Raw genomic sequence first — 25,921 nt, 5'->3', positions numbered from 1 at the left:
GAGGAGAAATGTAATGGCTGATAAAACAAATCCATCGTTTGTCGGAATGACACCGTCTGGAGATGCTGCTATTGGACGAGTTCAGCTCGCGCCTGAAGTACTTGAAGTCATCATCGGCATTGCTACGACAGAGGTCGGGGGAGTCGTTGCCACTCAAGGGAATTTTGCGACAGGTGTTGCGGAAAAACTGGGTAAAGTGATGTATGGCAAAGGTGTGAAGACCGAGTGGACAGATGAAGGACTGAAGATCGATGTGTATTGTATTATCGAATATGGCCATTCCATCCCTACAGTTGCGGCGGAAATTCAACAGCAAGTCCGCCAAGCGATTTACCATATGACCTCACTCACTACCCATGAAGTGAATGTCCATATTAGTGGCATACAGTTCGAAGATTGAACAAATAGGTAAGAAAAAACATTATCCGTTGGTGGATAATGTTTTTTTACGTAAGCACAACGCTAGCTTTTTTATGAGGAATGAAATGCTTCACACAAAATCACTTGATTCCACTAGTTCTTTTCGTAGCTTTTATGCTATCATTAGGTTTTGAAGATGCTCGGTAGAGGAGATATGAAATATGAAACGACGAGAAGCACGTGAAAAGGCAATCCAAACGCTGTTTCAACTAGACAAGAGTGAAATGAATGTAGATGAGGCCATCGGATATATAGTCGATGCTCCTTTAAATAACTTTTATGAGCAATTAGTTCGGGGAACAGCGGAAAACTTGACAGAAATTGATAACGAAATCACGAATAAGTTGGAAAACTGGTCGATTGACAGGTTACCGAAAATTGAACGAACAGTTCTTCGGCTGGCTGTCTACGAACTACTTTATAATAAAGAAGTTCCAGACCGAGTCATTCTGAATGAAGCAATTGAACTGTGCAAAACATTTGGCGACGAAAAGTCTGGCCGTTTTGTCAACGGTGTTTTATCCAAATTCAACTGACTTCAGTTGTAGAAACGTTCGGAGTCAATCATACAAAATAGAGCTTGGTGTCAAATGTAATACAAAAACGAAAAGTTTGGTGGGAAAATCATGTCTAGTAAAATAATTGATGGCAAAGCAATTGGCCAAGAAATCCGCAAAGAGCTGAAAGTACAAGTAGCTTCTTTAGTAAAACAAGGCTACCAACCTGGATTAGCTGTTATTTTAGTGGGAGAAAACCCGGCATCCCAGACGTACGTCAAAAACAAAGAAAAATCCAGTATCGAAGCAGGTATGAAATCAGAATTGATTAAATTGCCTGAAACGGTGTCGGAAGAGGAATTATTGAAAGAAGTAGAAAGATTAAATCAAGACGATTCAATTGACGGTATACTAGTGCAACTCCCTTTACCGAAGCATATTGATGAAAATAAAGTTATACGTGCAATCGATCCTGACAAAGATGTTGACGGGTTCCACCCGATGAACGTGGGGAAAATGCTGATTGGTCAGCAAACATTCCTTCCTTGTACGCCATATGGTATTATGCAATTACTTGAACGGTCTGGTGTAGAAATTGCAGGCAAGCATGCAGTGATCATTGGGAGAAGCAATATTGTAGGGAAACCGATGGGACAATTGCTCCTACAAAAAGACGCAACTGTTACATATTGCCATTCGCGGACCAACGATCTTAAAAAATTTACACAGCAGGCAGATATACTGATTGTTGCGATTGGCATGGCAAAATTTATTACAGGTGACTTTATTAAAGAAGGAGCAGTTGTCATCGACGTAGGAATGAATCGCGACGAAAACGGCAAGCTCTGTGGAGACGTTGACTACGAATCCGCTGAACAAGTAGCTAGCGCTATCACTCCAGTACCAGGTGGAGTAGGACCGATGACTATCACTATGCTTTTGAAAAACACAGTAGAAAGTGCGGAAAACAAATTGAACTCCCGTGCAAAAAACTAATAACCATTACTGAGAGACGCTCTTATAGAGCGCCTCTCTATACATAAAAGGGCAGGTGAGAACTACATGTCCAATCAAACTTTTTTAACCGTTCAAGCGCTTACGAAATATGTCAAACGTAAATTTGATGCAGACCCACATTTGCGCAATGTCTACGTAAAAGGAGAGCTATCTAACGTCAAGATGCATCCTTCTGGACATATCTACTTTACGTTGAAAGACGATAAAACGAGAATCCAAGCGGCTATGTTCCGTTCGCGTTCTAATACTCTTCAATTTAAACCTGAAAATGGCATGAATGTATTAATTACGGGTGATGTAACAGTTTATGAGACAGCTGGCTCCTATCAATTGTATGTTCAAACAATGGAACCGGACGGGATCGGAGCTCTATATCTAGCTTTTGAACAGTTGAAAAAGAAACTACAACAAGAAGGACTATTCGAGGAGAGATGTAAACAACCGATCCCGCAGATGCCTCAAACAATCGGTATTGTCACTGCGGAATCTGGAGCTGCTTTGCGTGATATGTACTCGACTATCATCCGCCGTTTTCCAATGGCTAACATATACTTGTTTCCTGCCTTAGTGCAAGGACGCACGGCAGCCCCGTCGATCGTGCAAGCAATTGAGCAGGCGAATAGAACTTCAGGTATTGATGTGTTGTTAGTTGGCAGGGGTGGAGGTTCCATTGAAGATTTATGGGCTTTTAATGAGGAAGAAGTTGCGCGTGCGATATTTTCCAGTAGAATACCGATTATTAGTGCGGTAGGTCATGAAACGGACACTACGATTGCCGACTATGTGGCCGATTTGCGTGCCCCTACACCAACAGCCGCTGCTGAAATGGCTGTACCTGATCAATTGCAATTGTTCCAGCATCTGAAAAACCAGCAACGCTCGATATACTTAGCTGTTCAAACGTTTTTAAGACAACAAAATAAGCGCTTAGAAAATGTTCGTTCTGCATATCCTTTACAGTATCCAGATCGACTATATCGACCGTTCATAGAGAAGCTGGATAGCTTGGAAGAACGATTGCGTCGCAACAGCAACATGTTAATTCAAGACAAAAGAATGGCATTTGATAAACTATATTCAGGCTTTCAATATTACACCCCGATCCGTCGCATACAGCTCGAACAGCAACAGGTAAAACAATTGGAAATGCGGATGAATCGCGCTGTACAACAGAACGTCAGACACCAACAACAACGATTTGTCTCTCTTATGCGCATTATGCAAGCGTTAAATCCGTTGCACGTGATGGAGAGAGGGTTTTCAATTAGCTATCAAGACGACGAGGTAGTGAAATCAGTTGAAGATATTGTAGTTGGGGAAAAAATGACAGTTCGCTTGACGGATGGATCGATTGAAACAGTTGTTGAAGGTATAATTCCAAAGGAGGTTAGGTAGAGATGGCAGAAGAAAAAGACATTCAATTTGAACAAGCAATGCACCAATTAGAAGAGATTGTACAAAAATTGGAGGCAGGTGAAGCTCCTTTGGAAGATACCATTACACTGTATCAGAAGGGAATGGAGCTCTCTGCCTATTGCCAGAAGAAATTGCAAAATGCAGAGAAACAATTAATACGAATGATCGATCAAGAGGGAAAAGAAGTTCAATTCGATCCGACAGTAGGTGAGTCAAATGAATGAAAAGCTGCGAGCGTTCATGGATGAAAAAATTCCTGAAATCGAGAGAGAAATGGCAAATCAACTAGCAAAAACAGATATTCCTAATATTTTGCATGAATCTATGACCTATTCTGTTCAAGCTGGTGGCAAAAGAATACGTCCATTGTTAGTACTTGCAGTTTTGTCAGACTTGCATAGGGATTCTGCTGATGCTGTAAAAGTAGCTGTGTCAGTTGAATTGATACATACATATTCACTAATACATGACGATTTACCTTGTATGGATGACGATGATTTCAGAAGAGGGAAACCGACCAACCATAAAGTGTTCGGAGAAGATGTGGCAACACTCACAGGTGATGCTATGCAAGCCCTTGCTTTCCAAGTTTTATCGGAACTACGGGAGACACCGCCTTCTGCATCAATTGAATTAGTTGGTTTATTGGCAAAAGCTTCTGGTGCGCAAGGAATGGTAAAAGGCCAAGTATTGGATATGAAGGGTGAACAACAACTATTGCCTTTAGCTGAGCTGGAAGAAGTTCATCTGCATAAAACTGGTGCGTTGCTCTCATATTGTATAGATGCAGGCGCTGTTTTGGCAGGAGCGACAGCTGAGCAAAGAGCACAGTTGGGACTTTTCTCAAAAAATATCGGATTGGCCTTCCAAATTCAAGATGATATTTTGGACGTAACAGCCACGACTGAACAGTTGGGTAAAACTGCAAATAGCGACACATCAAGTGATAAATCCACCTATCCATCCTTGCTAGGAATTGAGGGGGCGCATGCGCAGTTGAAACATCGCCATGAAGAAGCAGTTCACGCGTTGCAATCAATTGATTTAGAACATTCCATTTTACATCTTTTAGCGGATTATATTATTGAGCGAAATATGTGAAATGAGACCGTTATATTTGTGTCAGACGATCTTACTGATATAATGTAGGAAACAAACAGGAAACACGGTATAGGGTAAGGGAAAAATAAAGTAATGTTGCCCGATAAAATTGTCAATCTCTTATGGCGGCTTGGTGCAGATGGTAGTATAGAACGTATTACTTAATTGATGAAGGTGTGTGATCATGATGGATCTTACAACGATTACAAATCCATCTTTTATAAAAGAGCTCGATAAAGATCAATTATTGGATTTGGCGCAAGATATCCGTCATTTTCTTATTGAAAACTTATCGGTTACAGGCGGACATATTGGGCCGAATCTAGGTGTAGTGGAGTTAACAATTGCATTGCATCGTGCTTTTGATAGTCCAACTGATAAAATTTTGTGGGATGTCGGACATCAATCTTATGTCCATAAAATTTTGACAGGTCGTGCTGGACAGTTCGAGACTCTTAGAAAATATAAAGGATTAAGTGGTTTTCCTAAGATGGCGGAAAGCATACATGATGTATGGGAAACCGGCCATAGTTCAACCTCTTTGTCAGCGGCTATGGGTATGGCTGTTGCTAGGGATATTAAACACGAAAAAAGTTATGTCGTTCCCGTTATTGGAGACGGAGCCCTTACTGGTGGTATGGCATTAGAAGCATTGAATCATATTGGGCATGAAAAAACGAATATTACTGTAATATTAAATGATAATGAAATGTCAATTGCACCAAATGTTGGAGCTTTACATTCTATTCTCGGTAAATTACGTACAGATGGAAAGTATAATAATGTCAAAGATGAGATGGAATATATTTTAAGGAAAATTCCTGCGGTTGGTGGCAGATTAGCAACAGCTGCAGAGCGAGTAAAAGACAGCTTGAAATATTTAGTGGTGAATGGCGTGTTTTTCGAAGAACTCGGATTTACGTATTTAGGACCAATTAATGGTCATGACTTCACAGAGTTAGAACGTTCTCTTCAGTATGCGAAGAAAATGGAAGGACCGGTTCTCCTTCATGTCATAACGAAAAAAGGTAAAGGATACAGTCCGGCTGAATTGGACAAAATTGGCACGTGGCACGGTACGGGTCCGTATAAGATTGAAACAGGTGATTTTGTCAAGTCGCCTACAAAAGGACCTGCATGGAGCGCACTAGTATCTGAAACGGTACGAAAACTTGCTGCAAAAGACAAGCGAATCGTTGCAATTACACCCGCTATGCCTGTAGGTTCAAAACTTGAATCTTTTGCTGCGGAATTTCCTGAGCGCTTTTTCGATGTCGGTATAGCAGAACAGCATGCGACTACAATGGCAGCTGGACTTGCTGCAGCCGGTATGAAACCATTCCTAGCTATTTATTCAACGTTTCTTCAACGTTCCTATGATCAAATGTTGCATGATATTACACGGCAAAAGCTAAATGTTTTCATTGGTATTGACAGAGCGGGTCTCGTCGGTGCAGATGGGGAGACGCATCATGGTGTCTTTGATATTGCTTTCTTGCGTCATATGCCGAATTTGGTCATCATGATGCCTAAAGATGAAAATGAAGGACAGCATATGGTGAAAACGGCGGTTTCATACGATAAAGGGCCAATCGCTATGCGTTTTCCTAGAGGAAACGGTTATGGTGTTCCGATGGATGAAGAACTCCACACAATTCAGATCGGTACATGGGAAGTGCTGAAAGAAGGCGAAGATGCGACAATTTTGACATTCGGTACAACGATCCCGATGGCATTTGCAGCGGCAGAGCAGCTTAAACAACAAGGGAAACATGTATCAATCGTCAATGCTCGCTTCATCAAACCACTTGACACGGATTTATTGGATGAACTATTTAAACAAGGTAAGCCAATCATTACAATTGAAGAGGCAGTACTAGCTGGTGGTTTCGGCAGTGCGATCCTTGAATATGCAGAAGAAGTAAATCACACGTCTACCATCATTGAACGAATCGGAATCCCTGATGAATTCATTGAACATGGAAATGTCGAAGACTTATTGTTAGAGATCCATATGACACCAGAACACGTCGCAGAAATTACATTGGCAGCTATCGAACAAGCTGCGTCAGAAAGAGAAACCGTATGACCTCATCAACGAAAAAAGAACGTGTAGACATTTTGCTGGTAGAGCGTGGCTTGACGACATCCCGTGAACAAGCGAAACGCTCCATTATGGCCGGTCTTGTTTACTCGGAACTTACGAGAATTGAGAAGGCAGGAGAAAAAGTTGCGGTCGATGCGCCTTTGACTGTCAAAGGTCCTGCTATTAAATATGTAAGTCGGGGCGGTTTGAAATTGGAAAAGGCATTATTGTCTTTTCCTATTTCTGTGAACAAGAAGATTGTTTTGGATATTGGCGCTTCAACGGGCGGTTTTACGGATTGTGCGTTACAGAATGGAGCAGCTCATTGCTACGCTTTGGATGTAGGCTATAATCAATTAGCTTGGAAAATCAGGCAAGATGAACGTGTAACTGTCATGGAACGAACAAATTTCCGTCACGCCACAGTCGATTTATTTACAGAGGGATTGCCGGAAATGGCTACGATTGATGTTTCATTTATTTCTTTATCTCTCATATTGCCTGCCTTGAAAAAAATTATTGTGCCAGGTGGACAGGTTGTTGCTCTAGTGAAGCCGCAATTTGAAGCGGGTAAAGAGAAAGTTGGTAAAAAAGGGATTGTGCGAGAACCTGCTACGCACATTGAAGTTCTTGAAAAAATTGCAAATATGGCTGTTGCAGAAGGGTTTTCAGTAAAAGGGGCAACGTTTTCTCCTGTAACAGGTGGAGAAGGGAATATAGAATTCCTGTTTTATTTGGAAGCAGAAGAACGACCACAGTCATTATGTGCGTCAAAAGACTTCCAGCTATTAGTCCAACAGGCACATAGTGAATTAACATAACGCGCAGTTAGTTGCGCGTTTTTTAGATGCTATGTATAATTTTACCTTAGGTACTCAAGAGAATCGGAGTGAATGAAAATTGAACAAAGGACAACGGCACATTCGTATCAGAGACATTATAACGAATCACGAAATCGAAACACAGGATCAATTAGTTGATAGCTTAAAACGTGCAGGAGTGGATGTGACACAAGCTACTGTTTCAAGAGATATTAAAGAGCTTCATCTCATCAAAGTCCCTTCACCAACGGGTAATTACAAATACAGCCTTCCTCCCGTGCATCGATATAATACGGAAGAGAAATTAAAAAGAATGCTAGAAGACGCATTTGTTGGGATTGACAGTGCTAGCCATTTTATTACATTAAAAACTCTTCCAGGTAACGCACAAGCGGTGGGCTCGTTGATTGACAATTTGGATTGGGACGAAATGTTAGGAACAATTTGTGGTGATGATACATGTCTAATTATTTGCCGTGAAGAATCCATGACAGATTATGTGAAAGATAAATTATTATCTATGCTATAAGTGAGGTGAGTAGCTCTTTGTTAAGCGAACTTTCAATCAAAAACTTTGCCATAATAGAACAACTTGAAATCACGTTTGAAGAAGGCTTGACCGTATTGACAGGTGAAACCGGTGCAGGGAAATCGATCATTATCGATGCTGTGCAATTATTGGCAGGCGGAAGAGGTTCACAGGAGTTTATCCGACATGGTGCGACAAAAGCTGAACTTCAAGGTATGTTCATGTTAGACGCCGACGAGCCTTTTATCACGGAAAAATTATCTGAATTTGGTATTGAGGCTGAGGAAGGCGTCGTTATTTTACGCAGAGATTTGAATACAAGTGGTAAATCAGTGTGTCGAGTGAATGGCAAGTTAGTAACGATTGCGATTTTGCGTGAAATTGGTTCTTTACTTATCGATATTCATGGACAGCATGAGAATCAAGAACTGATGAATGAGAGACGTCATATTCATTTGCTTGATTTTTATATAGGTGAACCCATTGAGCGAGCGCTGAGTACATACACCGAAATGTATGACAAGTACAAAAATCTACAACAGCTCATCGCTACAAAGACGCAGGATGAACAGCAAATTGCCCAGAAAATTGATTTGTATTCATTTCAATTGGAAGAGATTGATGCAGCGAATTTAGTCATTGGAGAAGAAGAGGAATTAGAAGCCGAACGGGTGAAGCTTCAGCATTTTCATCGACTTTTTGATCGATTAAATTCTTCCTATGAGGCCATTGCTACAGAATCCCATGGTTTGGATTGGGTCGGCAATGCGATGACTGATCTAGAGGAAGCGGCATCCATTGATACGGAGTTGTTGCCACTATCAGAGACTGTAAATTCTTCGTTTTATTCCTTACAAGATGTTTCACATGATCTGAAACGTCTGATCGATAGTATGGAATATCAGCCAGATCGTTTAAATTTTGTCGAAGAACGCTTAGCGTTGTTTCTAAATTTGAAGCGGAAATACGGAAAATCGTTAGAAGATATTTTATTGTATCGAGAAAAGATTGCCGATGCACTAGATCAATTGGTGAACCGTGACGAAAGATTGCATCAAAACAAGGAATTGTTAGCACAATACCTAAAAGATCTGGAAATTGAAGCAAATGAATTGTCGATTATTAGAAAGAAAGCAGCTCTTCGCTTAGAAGAAGGAATACTGGAACAACTGAAACAATTATATATGGAAAAAGCTACGGTTAAGGTGCAGATCACTCGGAAAGAGCCAAATCATTTTGATGCAAATGGTTTTGATGAGGTGATTTTTATGATCTCAACAAATGTAGGTGAGCCGTTAAAGCCATTAGTGAAAGTGGCGTCTGGTGGTGAATTATCGCGAATGATGTTGGCATTGAAAACAATTTTTTCCCAACATCAGGGCGTAACGTCCATTATTTTTGATGAAGTGGATACAGGTGTTAGCGGAAGAGTGGCACAATCCATTGCGGAAAAGATTGCAATGATTGCCAGTCATTCACAGGTTCTTTGTATTTCACATTTACCTCAAGTGGCTGCGATGGCAGACCAACATTATTTGATTAAAAAAGAAATTCATGATGGTCGCACGACTACTGCCATTCATAACGTAGTAAAAATGGAACGTACGGAAGAATTGTCTCGTATGCTGTCTGGCGCTGAGATTACGCCATTAACTCTTCAGCATGCTGAGGAATTATTGTTGTTGGCCAATCAAAGAAAACAGGCTTTTCGCAAATAAATGAAGACAGTGATTTCGATTATTGTATTCATCAAGAAGCACTGTTTATTTTACCCTTTCATACTTTCTCAACGAACGGACATACCAAAGGTATCTTTCGTTGAGGAGGTGAATCATGGGATGGAATAAATCACTTAAGACATTTTTTGTACTCCTGTTGATGCTCTACATGCTGCCTGTAATATCTTATGCCGAAGAAGAATCCCTTATCCCAATGGGTCATTCTATTGGGATACAGATGGATTTGAAAGGGATTTATGTAACAAGTGATATTTTGGTTGGTCAAGATCAATGGCTAAAAAAAGGGGATATCATTCAAGAACTGAATGGGACGGAAACGAAGCAACTCGTCCATTTTGAACGGTCATTGCAAAAAAATGACTCCGCTACGATGAAGCTGGGCATTGTCCGTAATGGAGAGAAAAAAACATTGCAAGCAGATATTCAATTCATTAAGCGGGTCACGCCCTTTTTGAAAGACCGAACGGAAGGTACAGGTACGTTAACGTATGTCGATCCGAAAACGGGCACGTACGGAGCTCTCGGTCATCAAATTATAGACAGTACGTTGCAGACGCCTCCTTCTTTTGAAAAGGGTGCCATTTATTTATCGGAAATCAACCAAATAAAGAAAAGTTCTCCAGGATTTCCGGGTTATAAAATTTCCTCCATTGTTGATCCAGAAAATTTACTTGGTAACATTCGGATCAATGGTATTTATGGAATTTTTGGCAGTTGGAAAAACGCCTATAGTAAAGTATTGGCAGAACCACTGGAAATTATGCAACCTACTGAGCTAACTGTGGGACCTGCTGAAATTTTCACTACTGTCCAAGGCTCCACTGTAGAAAAGTTCACTATCCAAATCACGAAGATAGAAGAAGATCAATTCCAAATCCTATTGACCGACCAAAAGTTGCTTAAGAAAACTGGGGGCATATTACAAGGCATGAGCGGAAGTCCTGTGATCCAGAATGGAAAGTTTGTTGGCGCGATTACTCATATGTTTGTGGATGAGCCAGAAAAAGGGGCCGCTTTATTTCTTAAAACAATGAGGACAAACGAAAAGTAGGAAAAGGAAAGTAAACAAGTGACGAAAACCAAATGGTTTTTGTCACTTGTTTTTCTTATCGAAAAATTGTGCATGATTTTTTATCCTCATTTATTTCAATTGCTTGAACTGCAAAAATAAAATAGAATAACGTCGAAATACATAGAATCCATCGTACTGAAGTATCATTTTGAATAAACTTATAAGTAAAACTAGAAAATACCAAAATTTTCACTTACGATAATAGGAGACATTTACCGCAAGGTAGAAATTTTGATGGCGATATTATATCAGGGGGAATGGGCAATGGAAAACGTAAAAATCGCAATTGTAGATGACAATAAGGAACTTGTAAAAACAATGGTGTCTTATTTTGAAAAGCATGCGCAAATAGAAGTCATTTGGACGGCGAACAATGGACAAATTTGCTTATCTATGTTGGATCAAGAGCGTCCAGATATTTTGTTGTTAGACATTATCATGCCGCATTTAGATGGTATTGGGGTTCTGGAAACGCTACATGAAACAAATAAAATGGGGAACATGCAAATTATGATGCTAACTGCTTTTGGACAAGAAAATGTTATGTCCCAAGCTGCGGGATTAGGTGCATCCTATTTCATGCTGAAGCCTTTTGAATTCGACAGGTTGATCGGTCAAATCCTTAAAATTGCAGGTAAACCAAAGACGAACACACAAACGTTTATTACTCAGGAGGCCGCTCAGACAACTGGTGTAGTCAGTCAAAAGGTACTGGATACAGCGATTACGTCTATGATTAAAGAAATTGGTGTCCCAGCCCATATTAAAGGTTATGCATTTTTGCGAGAAGCAATCCAAATGGTTTACACAGATGTAGAACTACTTGGATCAGTTACTAAAATTCTGTATCCTGATATTGCTAAAAAGTATAATACTACGCCATCACGAGTCGAGCGAGCGATTCGACATGCCATCGAAGTTGCATGGAATAGAGGGAATTATGACTTGATTTCAAAAACTTTCGGTTATACGGTGCATCACTTGAAAAGTAAGCCGACTAATAGTGAGTTCATCGCGATGATTGCAGACAAAATCCGTCTAGAGCATATGGTGAGCTAACTAAAGAGAATATAAAGACCTAATAATAGGTGATTAGTCACATTCTGAATATTTCGTGAAGGTAAATTGTGATAAATGAGATGAAATGCTTATTTAGTCACTATTTAAACCCAAAGAACTACACCCCTTAGCTGTTAATCTTTTATACTAGAAAGTAAAAGAGGGGGGATCTTGGTGTTAATAGAAAACGAACATTTTATCCTTTTAGAAGATAATAATAAAGTCATTATGAAAACTAAAAAAGAAGGCTTTCCTATGAAGTCTTTTGATGCGCTAACTACTAATTTACCTCGACTAAAATTACATTCATTTAAAGATTTATTACATGCATTGAAAAATGAAGGCGAGCATGAAATTGGTACCTATGCACCTCCGTTAGAATTATATATATCTCCTAATAAAATGAAAGCAGAGCTGTATATTCATGCAACTATAGAAGAATTCATGGCCAATAAAGAAATTTTTTGGGAGCAGGCAGAGGAGCTTTTGGAACAAAAAGATGTTGTATATGACAAAGAGCAGCTTCATCAAATGACGATTACTCCTGGTCAGCCGCTGACGGTCTCTGTCGGTAGAGAACCAGTAAAAGGTGACGATGCCAGTATCGTTTATATCGAAATGCCTGACCGAAAACCTATTCTTAAGGAAGATGGCTCAGTAGATCATTATGATTTAAATTTTGTTACATCTATTGCAAAGGGAGATTGGCTTGGTGAGAAAGTGCCTGCGAAAGAAGGAATAGCTGGATGCGACATTTTTGGGGAAGTTATTGCTCCTAAAAAAGGTGAAGATGCAAAACTGATGTATGATCGTAAATCGGTAGGGGAATTTGAGGAGGATGGAAAAATAATCCTTCGTGCACTTCACGGTGGAGCGCTAGAACAAAATCATGGTGTGATTGGTGTGGGCAAGCAGCTTATCATTCCCGACGATGTCGGACCGAAGACCGGATCTATTACATTTGACGGGGCCGTACGAATTTATGGAAGCGTTTTAGCGGGCTTCTCTGTAAATGCTACAGGCGATATTTCCATTGAGGGGAAAGATGGTATTACGAATGCAAAAGAGGTCTGTTCCGAAGAAGGGGATGTTTATATTAAGGGTGGAGTTTTCGGTGCTGGTGAAACCGTTATAGAAGCGAAACATAATGTGTTTGTAAAGCATGCTAATAATTGTAAAGTTTACGGCAAGCGTGTGAACATCGGCCTGTATTCACTGGGCTCTGAAATCTATGGGGATTATATTAGTTTTGATACGCATAAAGGAAAAGTGATTGGTGGCATTACGGAAGCGCTGTTTTCTATTGAATGTGCGTTTGCTGGGAATACGCATGAAAGAATGACAAAGCTCATTGTAAAAGGTGTTAATAAAGAAATGGAGTTGGAGGAAATCCAACGCCTAGCCGAGCAATTGAAAAATGAGCATGAAGAATTGAAGAAAATTGAGCTGACCTTGTTTAAAATGGGGGAAGCTAAACACAATTTATCTCCTGAACAACTCGAACTATTTGAGAAAATGGAAATGACCATGCGAGCAAAGCAGCAACAAATCATGGCGCTGGATCAAACGATTAAAACAAAGCTGCTACTCGTACAAACTGCTACTACACCAAAAATAGAGATAACGAAAGAAGCATACCCTGGAGTAACAATTCAAATTGGAAGGATGTCCAGCATGTTGAATCGTGTATCAAAAGGTGTTTTTGAACTAACAAGTGAAGGCGTATTGAATGTCTGATAGTCAAGTATTTGCACATCGTGGAGCATCTGGTACACATTTTGAAAACACGATGAGTGCTTTTGAAGCGGCTGCCAGAAAAGGCGCTGATGGTATCGAGTTGGACGTTCAGCAGACAAGTGACGGTCAAATAGTCGTGATACATGATGATAACCTGCATCGCCTTGCAGGTGTCGATCAGCAGATTGATCAAGTGACAGCAGAAGAACTCCGACATATCAAAGTGGGGAGAGGGGGCTGTCGGTTGATTTTTGGGCATACAATTCCGATTTTATTTGATGTCGTTACATTTTGTTCGAAACATGATCTATCACTAAATATTGAGCTGAAGGAAACTGTGTACGGACAACCCGCTATCTTTCAACGAATTCTGCAATACGTTGACTGTTTAGCTGATGTTCATATTTCATCTTTTGATTATCCATCTTTGCAGCTGGTTAAACAAGAAGATCCTTGCATGGAAACAGCTTTGCTTTTAAGAAAAAAAACAGTAGATTGGGAATGTCTATCTTCTTATCATGTGGATGCATTTCATTTTCATAAGAGACTATGGGTAGAACCTTTTCAGACACCTTTGATTGAAAGTGAAAAGAAGTTGCGTATATATGGTATTACGGGCTCTGAGTCGTTTTTGAGTCAATCTCCTGAAATAACAGGTTGGATCACTGACTACCCTAAGCGTGTGCAAAAAAAAATAAAAGGGTCAAGGTAGGAGAATACCTTGGTCCTTTTATTTCATGTCTTTTTTAAATCGATCAGCCGCCCTGCCGCTTCTTCGGTCGCGTCGCAGCAAAAATCCTGCGAAAAACCCTAAACCAGCTGCAAACAAAAGAAAACCACCTAAAAATTGCATCCAAATGAACGGAAATGGCTGAAAAAGATGCCCAAATAGTGAATCACGCATTAATTTAATACCTAAAGCAGCTGCAATTCCTGGAATCAAGAGAACAACAAACGCAGCAAGACGTGCCATATCATTCAACCCCTTACCTATTTAATTTTACCGTGTAAGGGTGGATTGTCAAGGACTCTGCCATCATGTAGGATGGAGATAGATAGGTGGTCTTCACAAGAAAAACGGAAATCTGTCAAAGTTGCTTTCTTGCTGTAAGAAACCTAAAATTGATTACATACAAATACTATATACATAGCCTGGAGGCGTACTAATGGAATTATTTACTTATATGGAAAAACATGATTACGAGCAACTTGTACTGTGCTACGATAAAACATCTGGATTAAAGGCGGTTATCGCGATTCACGATACGACACTTGGACCTGCTCTTGGTGGCGCCCGCATGTGGACGTATGACAGTGAAGAAGCTGCAATTGAGGATGCACTGCGTCTTGCAAAAGGAATGACCTATAAAAATGCGGCTGCAGGCTTGAATTTAGGTGGCGGAAAAACCGTTATTATTGGAGATCCTAAAAAAGATAAAAATGATGAGTTATTCCGTGCATTAGGTCGCTATATCGAAGGTTTGAATGGACGATATATTACAGCGGAAGATGTGGGGACAACGGAATTTGATATGGACTTGATTCATTTAGAGACGGATTACGTAACAGGCATCTCTTCAGGTAAAGGTTCTTCCGGAAATCCTTCTCCGGTTACAGCGCTTGGAATTTACAAAGGAATGAAAGCAGCTGCGAAAGAGGCATTCGGCGACGATTCTTTGGAGGGGAAAACCATTGCTGTCCAAGGTGTCGGAAATGTAGCCTATACGTTATGTGAGTATTTACATAAGGAAGGCGCCCATCTGATTGTCACAGATATCAATAAACAGGCAGTACAACGCGCTGTCGATGCATTCGGTGCAAAAGCAGTCGAAACGGATGAAATCTATTCACAGCAAGCAGATATTTTTGCCCCTTGTGCGTTAGGTGCGGTTATTAATGATGAAACGATTCCACAACTGCAAGTGAAAGTGATCGCGGGATCTGCGAACAACCAGTTAAAAAATCCAGAGCATGGAGATCGTTTACATGAGCTAGGGATTGTTTATGCACCTGATTATGTGATCAATTCAGGCGGTGTCATCAATGTAGCGGATGAACTCATTGGCTACAACAAAGAACGTGCGTTGAAGCGTGTGGAAGGTATTTATGAGACAATCGGCAAAATTTTCGAAATCTCAAAAAGAGACGGTATTCCATCCTATTTGGCTGCAGATCGCTTGGCAGAAGAACGGATCGCAAGAGTGGGTGCCACTAGAAACACTTTCTTACGCAGTGAAAAAAATATTTTATCTGATAGAAAATAGACAATGATATTCAAGTATGTAAAGCGGTCGACAGATTGATTACGGCCTACTACTGATATCGAATGTCCAAATTTATTCGATTAAGAAACGCCAAAACAGCTTGCCCTACGGAAGGAGTCCTGTACGTTGAGTACCGAATATGACTTAGTTATTTTAGGCGGTGGAACAGGTGGTTATGTAGCTGCCATCCGCGCAGCCCAACTTGGTTTAAAGACGGCCATCGTGGAAAAATCAAAGCTAGGCGGCACGTGCTTGCATAATGGATGTATACCAAGCAAGGCGATGCTGAAAAGTGCAGAAGTATTCCGCCTCGTCCGTGAAGAAGCAGATGAATTTGGTGTGAAAACGGGTGAAGTATCTTTAGACTTCTCTCAGGTTCAGAAAAGAAAACACCAGATCATAGACCAATTACATGCTGGCATTCAAAGTTTGATGAAAAAAGGGAAAATTGATGTCTATCATGGTTTTGGGAGAATCTTAGGGGCTTCTATCTTTTCGCCAATGCCAGGAACTATTTCTGTGGAGATGGGGAATGGCGAAGAAAATGAAATTCTATTATTAAAGAATTTAATTATAGCAACGGGTTCTAAACCGAAAACTCTACCTGGACTTGAAATTGACGAACATCAAGTGTTGACCTCAGATGGAGCTTTAAATATGGAGGCGCTTCCTTCTTCAATTACCATTATAGGCGGTGGCGTAATCGGAATCGAATGGGCTTCGATGCTAATAGATTTCGGTGTTAAAGTAACGGTTTTAGATCGTCTTGAGCAAATTTTATCAACGGAAGATCGAGAAGTGGCACTTGCCATGCAAAAAGCGTTAGCTAAACGCGGAGTAACGTTTATCTTAGGTGCGGATATTATGACAGATTCTCTACACAAAGAGGATAGCCAAGTTATTATTTCTTATCAATTAGGTGAGGAAACACAGTCGATTAGCAGTGAAAAATTACTTGTATCGGTCGGTCGTTCCCCGCTCATTGATGATATCGGTTTAGCGAACACGGAAATTCAAGTGGAGAATGGAATTATTCAGACGACTAAAACCTACCAGACAAAAGATCAACATATTTATGCGATTGGCGATGTAATTGGAGGACTTCAATTAGCGCATGTAGCTGAACACGAAGGAATTTATGCGGTCGATCACATAGCCGGCATGCAGCGTGAACCAATTAACTATGAGTTAGTGCCTAGATGTGTCTATGCGTTTCCTGAAACTTCCGCTGTAGGATTGACGGAACAGCAGGCAAGAGAGAGAGGGCTACAAGTGAAGGTCGGGAAGTTTCCATTTAAAGCAAATGGAAAAGCGTTAGTTAATGGACATTCAGATGGCTTCGTGAAAATACTCGTGGATCAACAATCCGATGATATTGTAGGCGTGCATATGATCGGGTCACATGTCACAGATCTCATATCTGAAGCTGGACTGGCAATGGTACTAAATGCTATTCCTTGGGAAGTTTCATCGACAGTTCATCCTCATCCAACACTATCTGAGGCATTTAGTGAAGCAGCACTTGCTGTAGATGGCTTAGCCATTCATATGTAAAGGAGGAAGTGGAATGAACAATCGGCATAGTGCACTTGGATTGACAGATGAAGAAGTTTTACAAATGTATGAGACGATGTTGATGGCTCGTCGCTTAGATGAACGGATGTGGTTATTGAATCGCTCCGGAAAAATCCCTTTTGTTATTTCTTGTCAGGGCCAGGAAGCAGCGCAAGTCGGAGCTGCCTTTGCTCTTAATCATGAGAAAGACTGGATTGCGCCCTACTATAGAGATATGGGGGTGGTCTTGCATTTTGGCATGACACCTAGAGAATTAATGTTGTCGGCCTTTGCAAAAGCAGAAGACCCTAACTCTGGAGGCCGACAAATGCCAGGTCATTTTGGTCAGCGTAAAAATCGTATTTTGACGGGTTCTTCACCTGTAACGACCCAATTACCACATGCAGTTGGAGTGGCGCTTGCAGCAAAAATGAATAAAGAAGATTTCATCACGTTTGTCACGTTAGGTGAAGGTTCATCCAATCAAGGTGATTTTCATGAGGGTATGAATTTTGCTGGTGTGCACAAGTTGCCGACCGTCGTGATGGTCGAAAATAATAAGTATGCCATTTCCGTTCCTGCCAATAAGCAGCTTGCTTGTGAACACGTATCAGATCGCGCAGCAGGCTACGGTATGCCTGGTATAACTGTCGATGGCACGGATCCATTGACTGTCTATGAAGCGGTAAAAACCGCTGCAGATCGTGCGAGAAGCGGAGAGGGTCCTACCTTAATAGAAGCAGTATGCTATCGTTTAACCGCACACTCATCAGATGACGATCAGCGCTTATATCGTGATGCGGAAGAACTGGAAAATGAAAAGAAGTTGGATCCTTTATTGACGTTTATTCATTATTTACAAACGACAAATGTGTTGACTGAAGAAAAGCATAATGAAATAGAAGAACGAGTCAAACAAATTGTCGATGAGGCAACCGAATATGCAGAACTGGCTCCATACGCGAAACCCGAACATGCATTGCGCTATGTGTATGATGAAAAGGGAGGGAATGTGTAATGGCCGTTCGTTCATTTATAGACGCCATCAATCAGGCAATGAAAGAAGAAATGGAACGTAATGATCAAGTATTCGTACTAGGTGAAGACGTGGGGCGTAAAGGCGGCGTATTTAAAGCGACGATCGGTTTGTATGATCAATTCGGTGAATACCGCGCACTGGATACACCTCTTGCTGAATCTGCGATTGCGGGGGTGGCTATTGGAGCTGCAATGTATGGAATGCGTCCGATTGCCGAGATGCAATTTGCTGATTTTATCATGCCAGCAGTGAACCAAATTGTTTCGGAAGCAGCCAAAATTCGTTATCGCTCTAATAATGACTGGTCTTGTCCAATTGTCATTCGTGCTCCATTCGGTGGAGGCGTGCATGGAGCGCTTTATCATTCGCAATCTGTTGAATCGATGTTTGCTTCGACTCCTGGTTTGAAGATTGTTATTCCTTCAACACCGTACGATGCAAAAGGGCTATTGAAAGCGGCTGTTCGTGACGAAGATCCTGTACTATTCTTTGAACATAAACGTGCGTATCGATTGATCAAAGGAGAAGTGCCGGATGAAGAATATGTGCTGCCGATTGGGAAAGCTGATTGCAAGCGAGAAGGAGATGATCTTACTATAATTACGTATGGTCTATGCGTCCATTTTGCTCTGCAAGCTGCTGAACGATTAGCGGAAGACGGTATTTCTGTCCATATATTGGATTTGCGCACAGTTTATCCGTTAGACAAAGAAGCGATTATTGAAGCAGCTACTAAAACAGGTAAAGTGTTATTGGTGACGGAGGATAATCTGGAAGGCAGCATCATGAGTGAGGTTTCTGCCATCATAGCTGAGCACTGCCTATTTGAATTGGATGCCCCTATTAAACGCTTAGCAGCACCTGATGTACCCGCCATGCCTTATGCACCTTCTATGGAGAAATTCTTTATGATGAATCCTGAAAAGATTGAACAGGCGGCGAGGAATTTAGCAGAATTCTAGTCTAAGGAGGCGTGTGATATGGGGATCGAAAAAATAACCATGCCACAGCTCGGTGAGAGTGTAACGGAAGGAACAATTGAAAAGTGGTTGGTTGGCCTTGGAGATACAGTCGACAAATATGATGCGCTAGCAGAGGTCACGACAGACAAGGTAACTGCGGAAATTCCTTCTTCATTTGCAGGTAAAATCACTGAAATTATCGCACAAGAAGGCGAGACGATTGAAGTAGGTGAAACGGTCTGTCTTATTGAAACGGAAGCTCAAGCAGAGAGTGAAGAACCTGTAAACGCACCTATTCAAGAGACCGAGCAGATAGCATCTCCACAGTCACAGAAAGAAAGAGCATTATCGTCTACTGAACAGAAATCAAAACCTTTGAGTAAGGGCAAAGCGGCAGGAAGGTACTCTCCCGCTGTATTGAAGCTCTCACAAGAACATGAGATTGATTTATCGAAAGTGACAGGCACAGGACGTGAAGGTAGGATAACAAGGAAAGATATTCTTTCTTTTATTGAAAATCCAGGTGTTCAAACGGAAGAGGTTAAAGAAGAACGGTCGGTAGTTACCCCTAAGAACGAAGATGAGTCGACTAATAATGAACTCACTTCGCCTGACTCTGAACAGCCGTCCATTGAACAACCTGTTAATACACATGTCCAGTTGGAAAATGGCGATATTGAGATACCTGTTACGAGTGTTCGACGTGCAATTGCTAAAAATATGGTTCGTTCGGTTACAGAGGCACCACATGCATGGACGATGGTGGAAGTGGATGTGACGGATCTTGTGTTGCTACGGGAAAGTGTCAAACAGGAGTTTAAGGAAAAAGAAGGATTTAATTTGACCTATTTTGCGTTTTTCATCAAAGCGGTATCTCAAGCGCTAAAGGAATTCCCGGCAGTTAATTCCATGTGGGCAGGCGATCGTATCGTGATGAAAAAAGATGTCAATATTTCCATAGCTGTTGCGACAGATGAGGCCCTATACGTGCCAGTCATTCAAAGAACAGATGAAAAAACGATTAAAGCACTTGCTCGGGATATTCACGAATTGGCAGTGAAAGTTCGTAGTGGAAAATTACAGACGAAGGATATGCAAGGTGGGACATTCACTGTAAATAACACGGGTTCTTTTGGTTCTGTCCAGTCGATGGGTATTATAAATTATCCACAGGCAGCAATTTTACAAGTAGAAACGATAGTCAAGCGGCCCGTCGTTATGAATAATGGGATGGTAGCTGTCAGAGATATCGTCAATTTATGTTTATCTCTTGACCATCGAGTGTTAGATGGTTTAGTTTGCGGACGCTTCTTAGCTCGTGTAAAAGAGTTGTTAGAAAATATGTCTAAGGATACGACATCGCTATATTAAATTAAAACAACCTTCAAGCTATTTTTGAAGGTTGTTTTTTCAGAATTCTGGATAACAACTTCTGTTTTTCCTCTTTCTTCATGCGACTCTGTACGGTACACTAGACTTATTGATGATTTAAAAGGGGGAGGAACCGCCAAATGCCTATACATAAAATGAAGTCCTATTCGTTTACGACAACTAGTTATGACGAATGGAAGGATACTGCTGTGCAGTCATTAAAAGGTAAGCCTTTTGAAACCTTACTGACGAAGACGGCAGAAGGAATTGATTTGATGCCTCTTTACACGAAAGAGCATCTCCATGAGCAAAAGATTTCCAGGGTTACCAAACCTGAATTTGGCTGGACGATTGCACAGCCTGTAAGTGCGGAAAGTGGGGAACAATTTCTTCTACATTTAAAAGAGTCGCTGGAAAGAGGCAATCAAGCCATCGTCTATAATGGCTTGAATCAATTATCGTGGAGTGAGCAAGAGTTGCGCCAGTTAGCACAGTTACTTACTGTATACCCTGTACTCTTCACTGAAATTGAAAAAGATGATCCTATTTTGCAAGCCTTTACATTTATCGATAAAGAGAAACGTAGAGAGGTTAAAGGTGTCTTTACTAAAAATGTGTTGCCTGAAGGATTTTCTCAAGTAAGGACACAAGGGGCAGATTTGTGGTCTATACATCATGAAGGAGCAGATGCAGTCACTGAATTAGCTGTCTGTCTTGCTATGGCTTCCGAGCTAGCTGAGGAAGCTTCCACATTTGAAGAGTTTACAGATCGTTTTTATGCACGCTTCGCAACAGATACACACTTTTTTATGGAGATCGCGAAATTCCGTGCATTCCGTGTATTATGGAAATTGTTTAGTCAAGCTTATGGCATAGAAAATCCAAAACAAGTCCCATTACTTGCAGTCACTTCTTTACGTTCGTATTCTAAACTTGATCCGCATGTCAATTTATTACGTGGTGGGAATGCGGCATTTGCAGCTGTTTTAGGCGGAGCAGATTGGCTAACCGTTCTACCGCATGATGTGTTGACAGGCCCTTCACCAAGTTCCAATCGATATGCACGCAATATTCAGTTGATCTTGAAGGAAGAAACACATATTGATCAAGTGCTAGATCCTTCAGGTGGTTCATACTTTATTGAAACGTTAACTGCTGAATTGATCCGCAAAGCGTGGGATAAATTCTTGGTAATAGTAGAAAGTGGTGGCTATCAATCTTTCCTGCAGTCAGGAGAACTTAGCCAGTTATGTGCTCAGCGACAGAAAGAAGTTGCTAGTGGTAAAAAATCACTGATTGGTACGAATGTTTATGCGGAAGTAACGGAAACTACATTAGATACATCTCTTGCAATAGCTGTTTCTAAGCGATTAGCAGAACCATTTGAACATCTCCGTACCAAACGAAAAGAAGACTTGCCAAAAACGGTTTTGCTTAATTTTGGTGCGCTAAAAGATTATAAACCGAGAGCTGATTTTGTGAGTGGATTTCTGGCAGTGGGTGGGATTGAAGCGATTTGGAGTCCTTCTTTTGAGACGATCGATCAAGCGCTCAGTTGGATGCAAGAACAACAACCTGATTACGCTGTGATTTGTTCACCGGCTTCCCAAACAGAAATGGTAGTAACGGATTTCCTGAAGGAGAAGACCGGTAATTGTATAGTCGATGTGGCGGGGAAATACGAAACTGAGATTTCCGCCCAATGGCAGGTAAATGGCTTACACGGCTTCATTTTTGCAGGTCAGGATAAAATAGCAAAACTGAATGAGATCGTAGATATCACGAAAGGAGGTAATCCAGGTGAGTAAGCCGGATTTTCGAAGTATTGATATTCAACAATCACTAAATGAATTGTCCCAACAAGCGCAGTCAAAAGAAGTTTTTACGACGAATGAAGGGATCGGTGTATCTCCGGTCTATACAGCAGCAGATATTGAATCAACAGAGCATTTGTCCGATTACCCTGGAATTGCTCCTAATACCCGAGGTCCGTATCCAACGATGTATGTAGCACGCCCTTGGACCGTTAGACAATATGCTGGATTTTCGACAGCGGAGGAAAGTAACGCGTTTTACCGACGAAATTTAGCGATGGGACAGAAAGGATTATCTGTCGCATTCGATCTAGCAACTCATAGAGGATATGATTCCGATCATCCTCGTGTAACGGGTGACGTAGGAAAAGCAGGAGTGGCAATTGATTCGATTGAGGATATGAAGATTTTGTTTGATGGGATTCCTCTCGGTCAAATGTCTGTATCGATGACGATGAACGGTGCAGTTTTACCGATCATGGCGTTTTATATTGTGGCTGCTGAAGAACAGGGTGTCTCTCCTGAGAAACTTTCAGGAACGATTCAGAATGACATTTTAAAAGAATATATGGTCCGTAATACGTATATTTTCCCTCCTGCTATGTCCATGAGGATTATTGCAGATATATTTGCTTATACATCCAAGAACATGCCGAAATTTAACTCGATCTCCATTTCCGGCTATCATATGCAGGAAGCTGGCGCAACGGCAGACATTGAACTGGCGTATACATTGGCGGATGGGCTTGAATATGTACGGACTGGTTTACAAGCGGGAATCGATATTGATTCTTTTGCTCCTAGACTGTCGTTTTTCTGGGCGATCGGCATGAATTATTTCATGGAAGTAGCCAAAATGAGAGCAGCTCGTAAAATATGGGCACAGATGATGCAGTCTTTTGATCCGAAAAATCCGAAGACGCTTGCATTGCGTACGCATTCCCAGACGTCTGGTTGGAGCTTGACGGAACAAGATCCGTTCAATAATGTTACGCGTACGTTGGTAGAAGCAAATGCAGCGGCAATGGGACATACGCAGTCGTTGCATACAAATGCGCTAGACGAAGCGATTGCTTTACCAACAGACTTTTCTGCTCGAATTGCAAGGAACACCCAACTGTTCTTGCAAGAAGAGACGATGATGACAAAAGTGATTGATCCATGGGGTGGATCTTATTATGTAGAGAAACTAACCGAAGAATTGATAGAGAAAGCTTGGGACTTAATTGAAGAAATTGAGTCATTAGGTGGTATGGCAGAAGCAATTGAAACAGGCTTGCCGAAAATGAAGATTGAGGAAGCAGCAGCTAAGCGCCAAGCGAAAATCGATTCAAAGGCAGAGACCATTGTAGGTGTAAATAAATACCGTCTCGAAACAGAAGATGCCATTGATATTTTAGATATCGACAATACGTTAGTACGACAAAAGCAAATTGATCGTATCAATGAAATGAAAGCAAAACGCAATGAGATAGACGTGAAAGCCGCCCTTGAAGCGATTACAAAATCTGCTGAAAATGGAGAAGGAAACTTATTAGCGTTAGCAGTAGATGCAGCGAGAGCGCGGGCTACCATTGGGGAAATCTCCGACGCCATCGAATCAGTCTCAGGTAGACATAAGGCGGTGATCCGTTCAGTGAGTGGTGTCTATAGTTCCAACTTCTCCAATGAAGAAGAAATTCAGGAAGTAAAAGATATGACAGATGAATTCTTGGAAAATGAAGGTCGCCGTCCACGTATTTTGATTGCCAAAATGGGTCAAGATGGGCATGACCGCGGTGCGAAAGTCATCGCTTCTTCATTCGCTGATTTAGGTTTCGACGTTGATATTGGACCTCTTTTCCAAACACCGGAAGAAACCGCGCTACAAGCAGCGGAAAATGATGTGCATGTAATCGGTGTTAGTTCATTAGCGGCAGGTCATAAAACGTTAGTACCGACATTGCGGGAAGAGCTGAAGAAAATTGGCCGAGAAGATATCTTGGTTGTAGTGGGTGGGGTTATTCCTGCACAGGATTATGACTTCTTGCGTAAAAATGGCGCGGCGGCGATTTTTGGTCCGGGAACAGTAATTCCAGTGGCTGCTCAAAAAGTAATAGAGGAAATTTACCGACAGTTGGGCTATGAGGAAGTGATGGATTGACGAACAGACAAAACGGACGAGATGATTCAGCAATGCATGTGATGCGCGGAATAGAATCGACACACGATGGGTTTGTTGCCTCTTCACGTAAACGCTTTGTTAAGAAGGTTCCTCCAGAGAGAAACCTTGAGTCTTTACGCACAGAAATAGAAAATGGTTCCCGCCTTCATTTAGCTAGAGGAATCACATTGTTAGAAAGTACAAAACAGAGTGATAAGAAATTTGGGCAAGAAGTGTTGACAAAACTCTTGCCTAAGACGGGAAACTGTATTCGGATTGGAATTACAGGTGTCCCAGGTGCTGGAAAAAGTACATTTATTGAGGCATTTGGTCTAATGCTAGCAGATCTCGGATATAAAGTAGCTGTACTGGCGATTGACCCGAGTTCTACCTTGACTGGTGGAAGTATATTAGGAGATAAAACTCGTATGGAAGAGTTGGCCCGGCATAAAAATGCGTTTATTCGACCTTCTCCATCAGCAGGCACTCTTGGTGGTGTACACAAAAAAACACGTGAAACGATGTTACTTTGTGAAGCTGCTGGGTATGATGTGATTCTGATTGAAACAGTGGGCGTTGGACAGGGTGAAACGATCGTTCGAGGCATGGTAGATTATTTTCTGTTGCTCGTTCTTACGGGCGCAGGTGATGAACTTCAAGGGATGAAAAAAGGGATTATGGAGCTGACGGATGGAATCGTGGTCCATAAAAATGACGGCAGCAATAAGCCGCTCGTAAAAAAGACCGTAAGAGAGTACACGCGGATTCTACATATGTTACAACCGGCTTCCCCTGATTGGACATCCACTGCCCAACCTGTCTCCTCATTGGAACGTACGGGATTGACGGAAGTTTGGGAGACTATCCTAAAATTCCAACAAGCGATGAAAGAAAATAACTATTGGGAAGTTAGAAGGCAACTTCAAACAAGAGATTGGTTTCATTCCATGATAAAAGATCACTTAATCGACTCGTTTTTTTCAGAGCAGGGAAGGAAAACACAAGTCAAAGCGTTAGAAGAGAAGCTATTAGAAGGCGAACTCACCGTGTCGGGAGCAATTGACCGATTGTTTTTCACTTAATACCAAAAGCGGAGACGGCTGTTAAGCTCCGACAGGCGTTGGAAGGAAATCAATAAAGGCGTACTTTGCCTTTACTGCTTTCCTGAAACGCCCCGAGGAGCTAGCCGTCGCAGCTAGATGAACCAAAAGCGGAGACGGCTGTTAAGCTCCGACAGGCGTTGGAAGGAAATCAATAAAGGCGTACTTTGCCTTTACTGC

At 41.4% G+C, this 25,921-nt stretch carries 23 protein-coding genes; 22 read left to right on the top strand and 1 reads right to left on the bottom strand.

Translation table 11 applies throughout. The features are described from left to right. Positions 1 to 13 precede the first annotated feature (13 nt). From GD002_RS13655 to GD002_RS13590, 14 genes are all read left to right on the top strand, one after another. Positions 14 to 400, top strand: coding sequence for an Asp23/Gls24 family envelope stress response protein (locus tag GD002_RS13655; RefSeq protein ID WP_153732919.1), 387 nt, complete (start codon positions 14 to 16; stop codon positions 398 to 400). 181 nt (positions 401 to 581) lie between these two features. Beyond that, a complete protein-coding gene (nusB, locus tag GD002_RS13650; RefSeq protein ID WP_153732918.1) occupies positions 582 to 956 on the top strand; it encodes a transcription antitermination factor NusB in 375 nt (124 codons plus the stop codon). 90 nt (positions 957 to 1,046) lie between these two features. Further along, positions 1,047 to 1,913, top strand: a complete 867-nt coding sequence (locus GD002_RS13645) for a bifunctional methylenetetrahydrofolate dehydrogenase/methenyltetrahydrofolate cyclohydrolase (protein ID WP_153732917.1) — start codon at positions 1,047 to 1,049, stop codon at positions 1,911 to 1,913. Positions 1,914 to 1,979: 66 nt separating this feature from the next. Then, entirely contained in the window at positions 1,980 to 3,329 is a 1,350-nt protein-coding gene (xseA, locus tag GD002_RS13640; RefSeq protein ID WP_153732916.1) for an exodeoxyribonuclease VII large subunit, read from the top strand. Between the two features lie 2 nt (positions 3,330 to 3,331). Further along, complete coding sequence (locus tag GD002_RS13635; RefSeq protein ID WP_153732915.1) at positions 3,332 to 3,574, top strand: exodeoxyribonuclease VII small subunit; 243 nt, start codon at positions 3,332 to 3,334, stop codon at positions 3,572 to 3,574. After that, a complete protein-coding gene (locus GD002_RS13630) occupies positions 3,567 to 4,451 on the top strand; it encodes a polyprenyl synthetase family protein (RefSeq protein ID WP_153732914.1) in 885 nt (294 codons plus the stop codon). Before GD002_RS13635 ends, GD002_RS13630 begins: the two co-directional genes overlap by 8 nt. Positions 4,452 to 4,638: 187 nt before the next feature. Next, positions 4,639 to 6,540 carry a 1-deoxy-D-xylulose-5-phosphate synthase gene (gene dxs / locus GD002_RS13625; protein WP_153732957.1) on the top strand — a complete coding sequence of 634 codons (1,902 nt, stop codon included), beginning with the start codon at positions 4,639 to 4,641 and terminating at the stop codon, positions 6,538 to 6,540. Further along, entirely contained in the window at positions 6,537 to 7,358 is an 822-nt protein-coding gene (locus tag GD002_RS13620; RefSeq protein ID WP_153732913.1) for a TlyA family RNA methyltransferase, read from the top strand. The genes dxs and GD002_RS13620 overlap by 4 nt, the downstream gene beginning before the upstream one ends. A gap of 79 nt (positions 7,359 to 7,437) precedes the next feature. Then, complete coding sequence (ahrC, locus tag GD002_RS13615) at positions 7,438 to 7,887, top strand: transcriptional regulator AhrC/ArgR (RefSeq protein WP_153732912.1); 450 nt, start codon at positions 7,438 to 7,440, stop codon at positions 7,885 to 7,887. 17 nt (positions 7,888 to 7,904) lie between these two features. Then, a complete protein-coding gene (gene recN, locus GD002_RS13610) occupies positions 7,905 to 9,605 on the top strand; it encodes a DNA repair protein RecN (protein WP_153732911.1) in 1,701 nt (566 codons plus the stop codon). A 115-nt stretch (positions 9,606 to 9,720) separates the two neighbouring features. Continuing rightward, entirely contained in the window at positions 9,721 to 10,677 is a 957-nt protein-coding gene (locus GD002_RS13605) for a SpoIVB peptidase S55 domain-containing protein (RefSeq protein ID WP_153732910.1), read from the top strand. Positions 10,678 to 10,962: 285 nt separating this feature from the next. Beyond that, on the top strand, positions 10,963 to 11,757 hold the full coding sequence (spo0A, locus tag GD002_RS13600) for a sporulation transcription factor Spo0A (protein WP_153732909.1): 795 nt from the start codon (positions 10,963 to 10,965) through the stop codon (positions 11,755 to 11,757). 174 nt (positions 11,758 to 11,931) lie between these two features. Further along, positions 11,932 to 13,494, top strand: coding sequence for a DUF342 domain-containing protein (locus GD002_RS13595; RefSeq protein ID WP_153732908.1), 1,563 nt, complete (start codon positions 11,932 to 11,934; stop codon positions 13,492 to 13,494). Continuing rightward, the gene (locus GD002_RS13590; protein WP_153732907.1) at positions 13,487 to 14,206 is read left to right on the top strand and encodes a glycerophosphodiester phosphodiesterase family protein; all 720 of its coding nucleotides are present in this window, start codon (positions 13,487 to 13,489) and stop codon (positions 14,204 to 14,206) included. The genes GD002_RS13595 and GD002_RS13590 overlap by 8 nt, the downstream gene beginning before the upstream one ends. A gap of 18 nt (positions 14,207 to 14,224) precedes the next feature. Here GD002_RS13590 and GD002_RS13585 read toward each other — a convergent pair whose 3' ends face one another. Further along, positions 14,225 to 14,467: a DUF2627 domain-containing protein gene (locus GD002_RS13585; RefSeq protein WP_153732906.1), complete on the bottom strand. Its 243-nt coding sequence runs from the start codon at positions 14,465 to 14,467 to the stop codon at positions 14,225 to 14,227. Positions 14,468 to 14,660: 193 nt separating this feature from the next. Between GD002_RS13585 and GD002_RS13580 the strand changes: the two genes are divergently transcribed. The 8 genes from GD002_RS13580 to meaB all read left to right on the top strand — a co-directional run bounded on the left by GD002_RS13580 (position 14,661) and on the right by meaB (position 25,723). Beyond that, complete coding sequence (locus GD002_RS13580) at positions 14,661 to 15,758, top strand: Leu/Phe/Val dehydrogenase (RefSeq protein WP_153732905.1); 1,098 nt, start codon at positions 14,661 to 14,663, stop codon at positions 15,756 to 15,758. Between the two features lie 126 nt (positions 15,759 to 15,884). Then, entirely contained in the window at positions 15,885 to 17,312 is a 1,428-nt protein-coding gene (gene lpdA / locus GD002_RS13575; RefSeq protein ID WP_153732904.1) for a dihydrolipoyl dehydrogenase, read from the top strand. 13 nt (positions 17,313 to 17,325) lie between these two features. Further along, positions 17,326 to 18,330 (top strand): thiamine pyrophosphate-dependent dehydrogenase E1 component subunit alpha, encoded by a 1,005-nt coding sequence (locus tag GD002_RS13570; RefSeq protein WP_153732903.1) that lies wholly within the window; start codon positions 17,326 to 17,328, stop codon positions 18,328 to 18,330. Next, on the top strand, positions 18,330 to 19,313 hold the full coding sequence (locus GD002_RS13565; protein WP_153732902.1) for an alpha-ketoacid dehydrogenase subunit beta: 984 nt from the start codon (positions 18,330 to 18,332) through the stop codon (positions 19,311 to 19,313). The genes GD002_RS13570 and GD002_RS13565 overlap by 1 nt, the downstream gene beginning before the upstream one ends. A gap of 18 nt (positions 19,314 to 19,331) precedes the next feature. Next, entirely contained in the window at positions 19,332 to 20,684 is a 1,353-nt protein-coding gene (locus GD002_RS13560) for a dihydrolipoamide acetyltransferase family protein (RefSeq protein WP_153732901.1), read from the top strand. A 140-nt stretch (positions 20,685 to 20,824) separates the two neighbouring features. Next, positions 20,825 to 22,492 (top strand): methylmalonyl-CoA mutase family protein, encoded by a 1,668-nt coding sequence (locus GD002_RS13555; protein WP_153732900.1) that lies wholly within the window; start codon positions 20,825 to 20,827, stop codon positions 22,490 to 22,492. Further along, positions 22,485 to 24,641, top strand: a complete 2,157-nt coding sequence (gene scpA / locus GD002_RS13550) for a methylmalonyl-CoA mutase (RefSeq protein WP_153732899.1) — start codon at positions 22,485 to 22,487, stop codon at positions 24,639 to 24,641. Before GD002_RS13555 ends, scpA begins: the two co-directional genes overlap by 8 nt. Before the next feature lie 32 nt (positions 24,642 to 24,673). Then, positions 24,674 to 25,723 (top strand): methylmalonyl Co-A mutase-associated GTPase MeaB, encoded by a 1,050-nt coding sequence (gene meaB / locus GD002_RS13545; protein WP_153732956.1) that lies wholly within the window; start codon positions 24,674 to 24,676, stop codon positions 25,721 to 25,723. The last annotated feature ends 198 nt before the right edge of the window (positions 25,724 to 25,921 follow it).

It is taken from the genome of Sporosarcina obsidiansis, from assembly GCF_009651005.1.
Lineage (GTDB): Bacteria > Bacillota > Bacilli > Bacillales_A > Planococcaceae > Sporosarcina > Sporosarcina obsidiansis.
The sequence above is the reverse complement of the archived record's forward strand: the minus strand, read 5'-3'. Positions and strand labels throughout refer to the sequence as shown.

Excerpts from the sequence above, each read along its gene's own strand:
- GD002_RS13655 (WP_153732919.1), top strand. The coding sequence starts at position 14 with ATGGCTGATAAAACAAATCCATCGTTTGTCGGAATGACACCGTCTGGA.
- nusB (WP_153732918.1), top strand. The coding sequence starts at position 582 with ATGAAACGACGAGAAGCACGTGAAAAGGCAATCCAAACGCTGTTTCAA.
- GD002_RS13645 (WP_153732917.1), top strand. The coding sequence starts at position 1,047 with ATGTCTAGTAAAATAATTGATGGCAAAGCAATTGGCCAAGAAATCCGC.
- xseA (WP_153732916.1), top strand. The coding sequence starts at position 1,980 with ATGTCCAATCAAACTTTTTTAACCGTTCAAGCGCTTACGAAATATGTC.
- GD002_RS13635 (WP_153732915.1), top strand. The coding sequence starts at position 3,332 with ATGGCAGAAGAAAAAGACATTCAATTTGAACAAGCAATGCACCAATTA.
- GD002_RS13630 (WP_153732914.1), top strand. The coding sequence starts at position 3,567 with ATGAATGAAAAGCTGCGAGCGTTCATGGATGAAAAAATTCCTGAAATC.
- dxs (WP_153732957.1), top strand. The coding sequence starts at position 4,639 with ATGGATCTTACAACGATTACAAATCCATCTTTTATAAAAGAGCTCGAT.
- GD002_RS13620 (WP_153732913.1), top strand. The coding sequence starts at position 6,537 with ATGACCTCATCAACGAAAAAAGAACGTGTAGACATTTTGCTGGTAGAG.
- GD002_RS13605 (WP_153732910.1), top strand. The coding sequence starts at position 9,721 with ATGGGATGGAATAAATCACTTAAGACATTTTTTGTACTCCTGTTGATG.
- spo0A (WP_153732909.1), top strand. The coding sequence starts at position 10,963 with ATGGAAAACGTAAAAATCGCAATTGTAGATGACAATAAGGAACTTGTA.
- GD002_RS13590 (WP_153732907.1), top strand. The coding sequence starts at position 13,487 with ATGTCTGATAGTCAAGTATTTGCACATCGTGGAGCATCTGGTACACAT.
- GD002_RS13585 (WP_153732906.1), bottom strand. The coding sequence starts at position 14,467 with ATGGCACGTCTTGCTGCGTTTGTTGTTCTCTTGATTCCAGGAATTGCA.
- GD002_RS13580 (WP_153732905.1), top strand. The coding sequence starts at position 14,661 with ATGGAATTATTTACTTATATGGAAAAACATGATTACGAGCAACTTGTA.
- GD002_RS13570 (WP_153732903.1), top strand. The coding sequence starts at position 17,326 with ATGAACAATCGGCATAGTGCACTTGGATTGACAGATGAAGAAGTTTTA.
- GD002_RS13565 (WP_153732902.1), top strand. The coding sequence starts at position 18,330 with ATGGCCGTTCGTTCATTTATAGACGCCATCAATCAGGCAATGAAAGAA.
- GD002_RS13560 (WP_153732901.1), top strand. The coding sequence starts at position 19,332 with ATGGGGATCGAAAAAATAACCATGCCACAGCTCGGTGAGAGTGTAACG.
- GD002_RS13555 (WP_153732900.1), top strand. The coding sequence starts at position 20,825 with ATGCCTATACATAAAATGAAGTCCTATTCGTTTACGACAACTAGTTAT.
- meaB (WP_153732956.1), top strand. The coding sequence starts at position 24,674 with ATGCATGTGATGCGCGGAATAGAATCGACACACGATGGGTTTGTTGCC.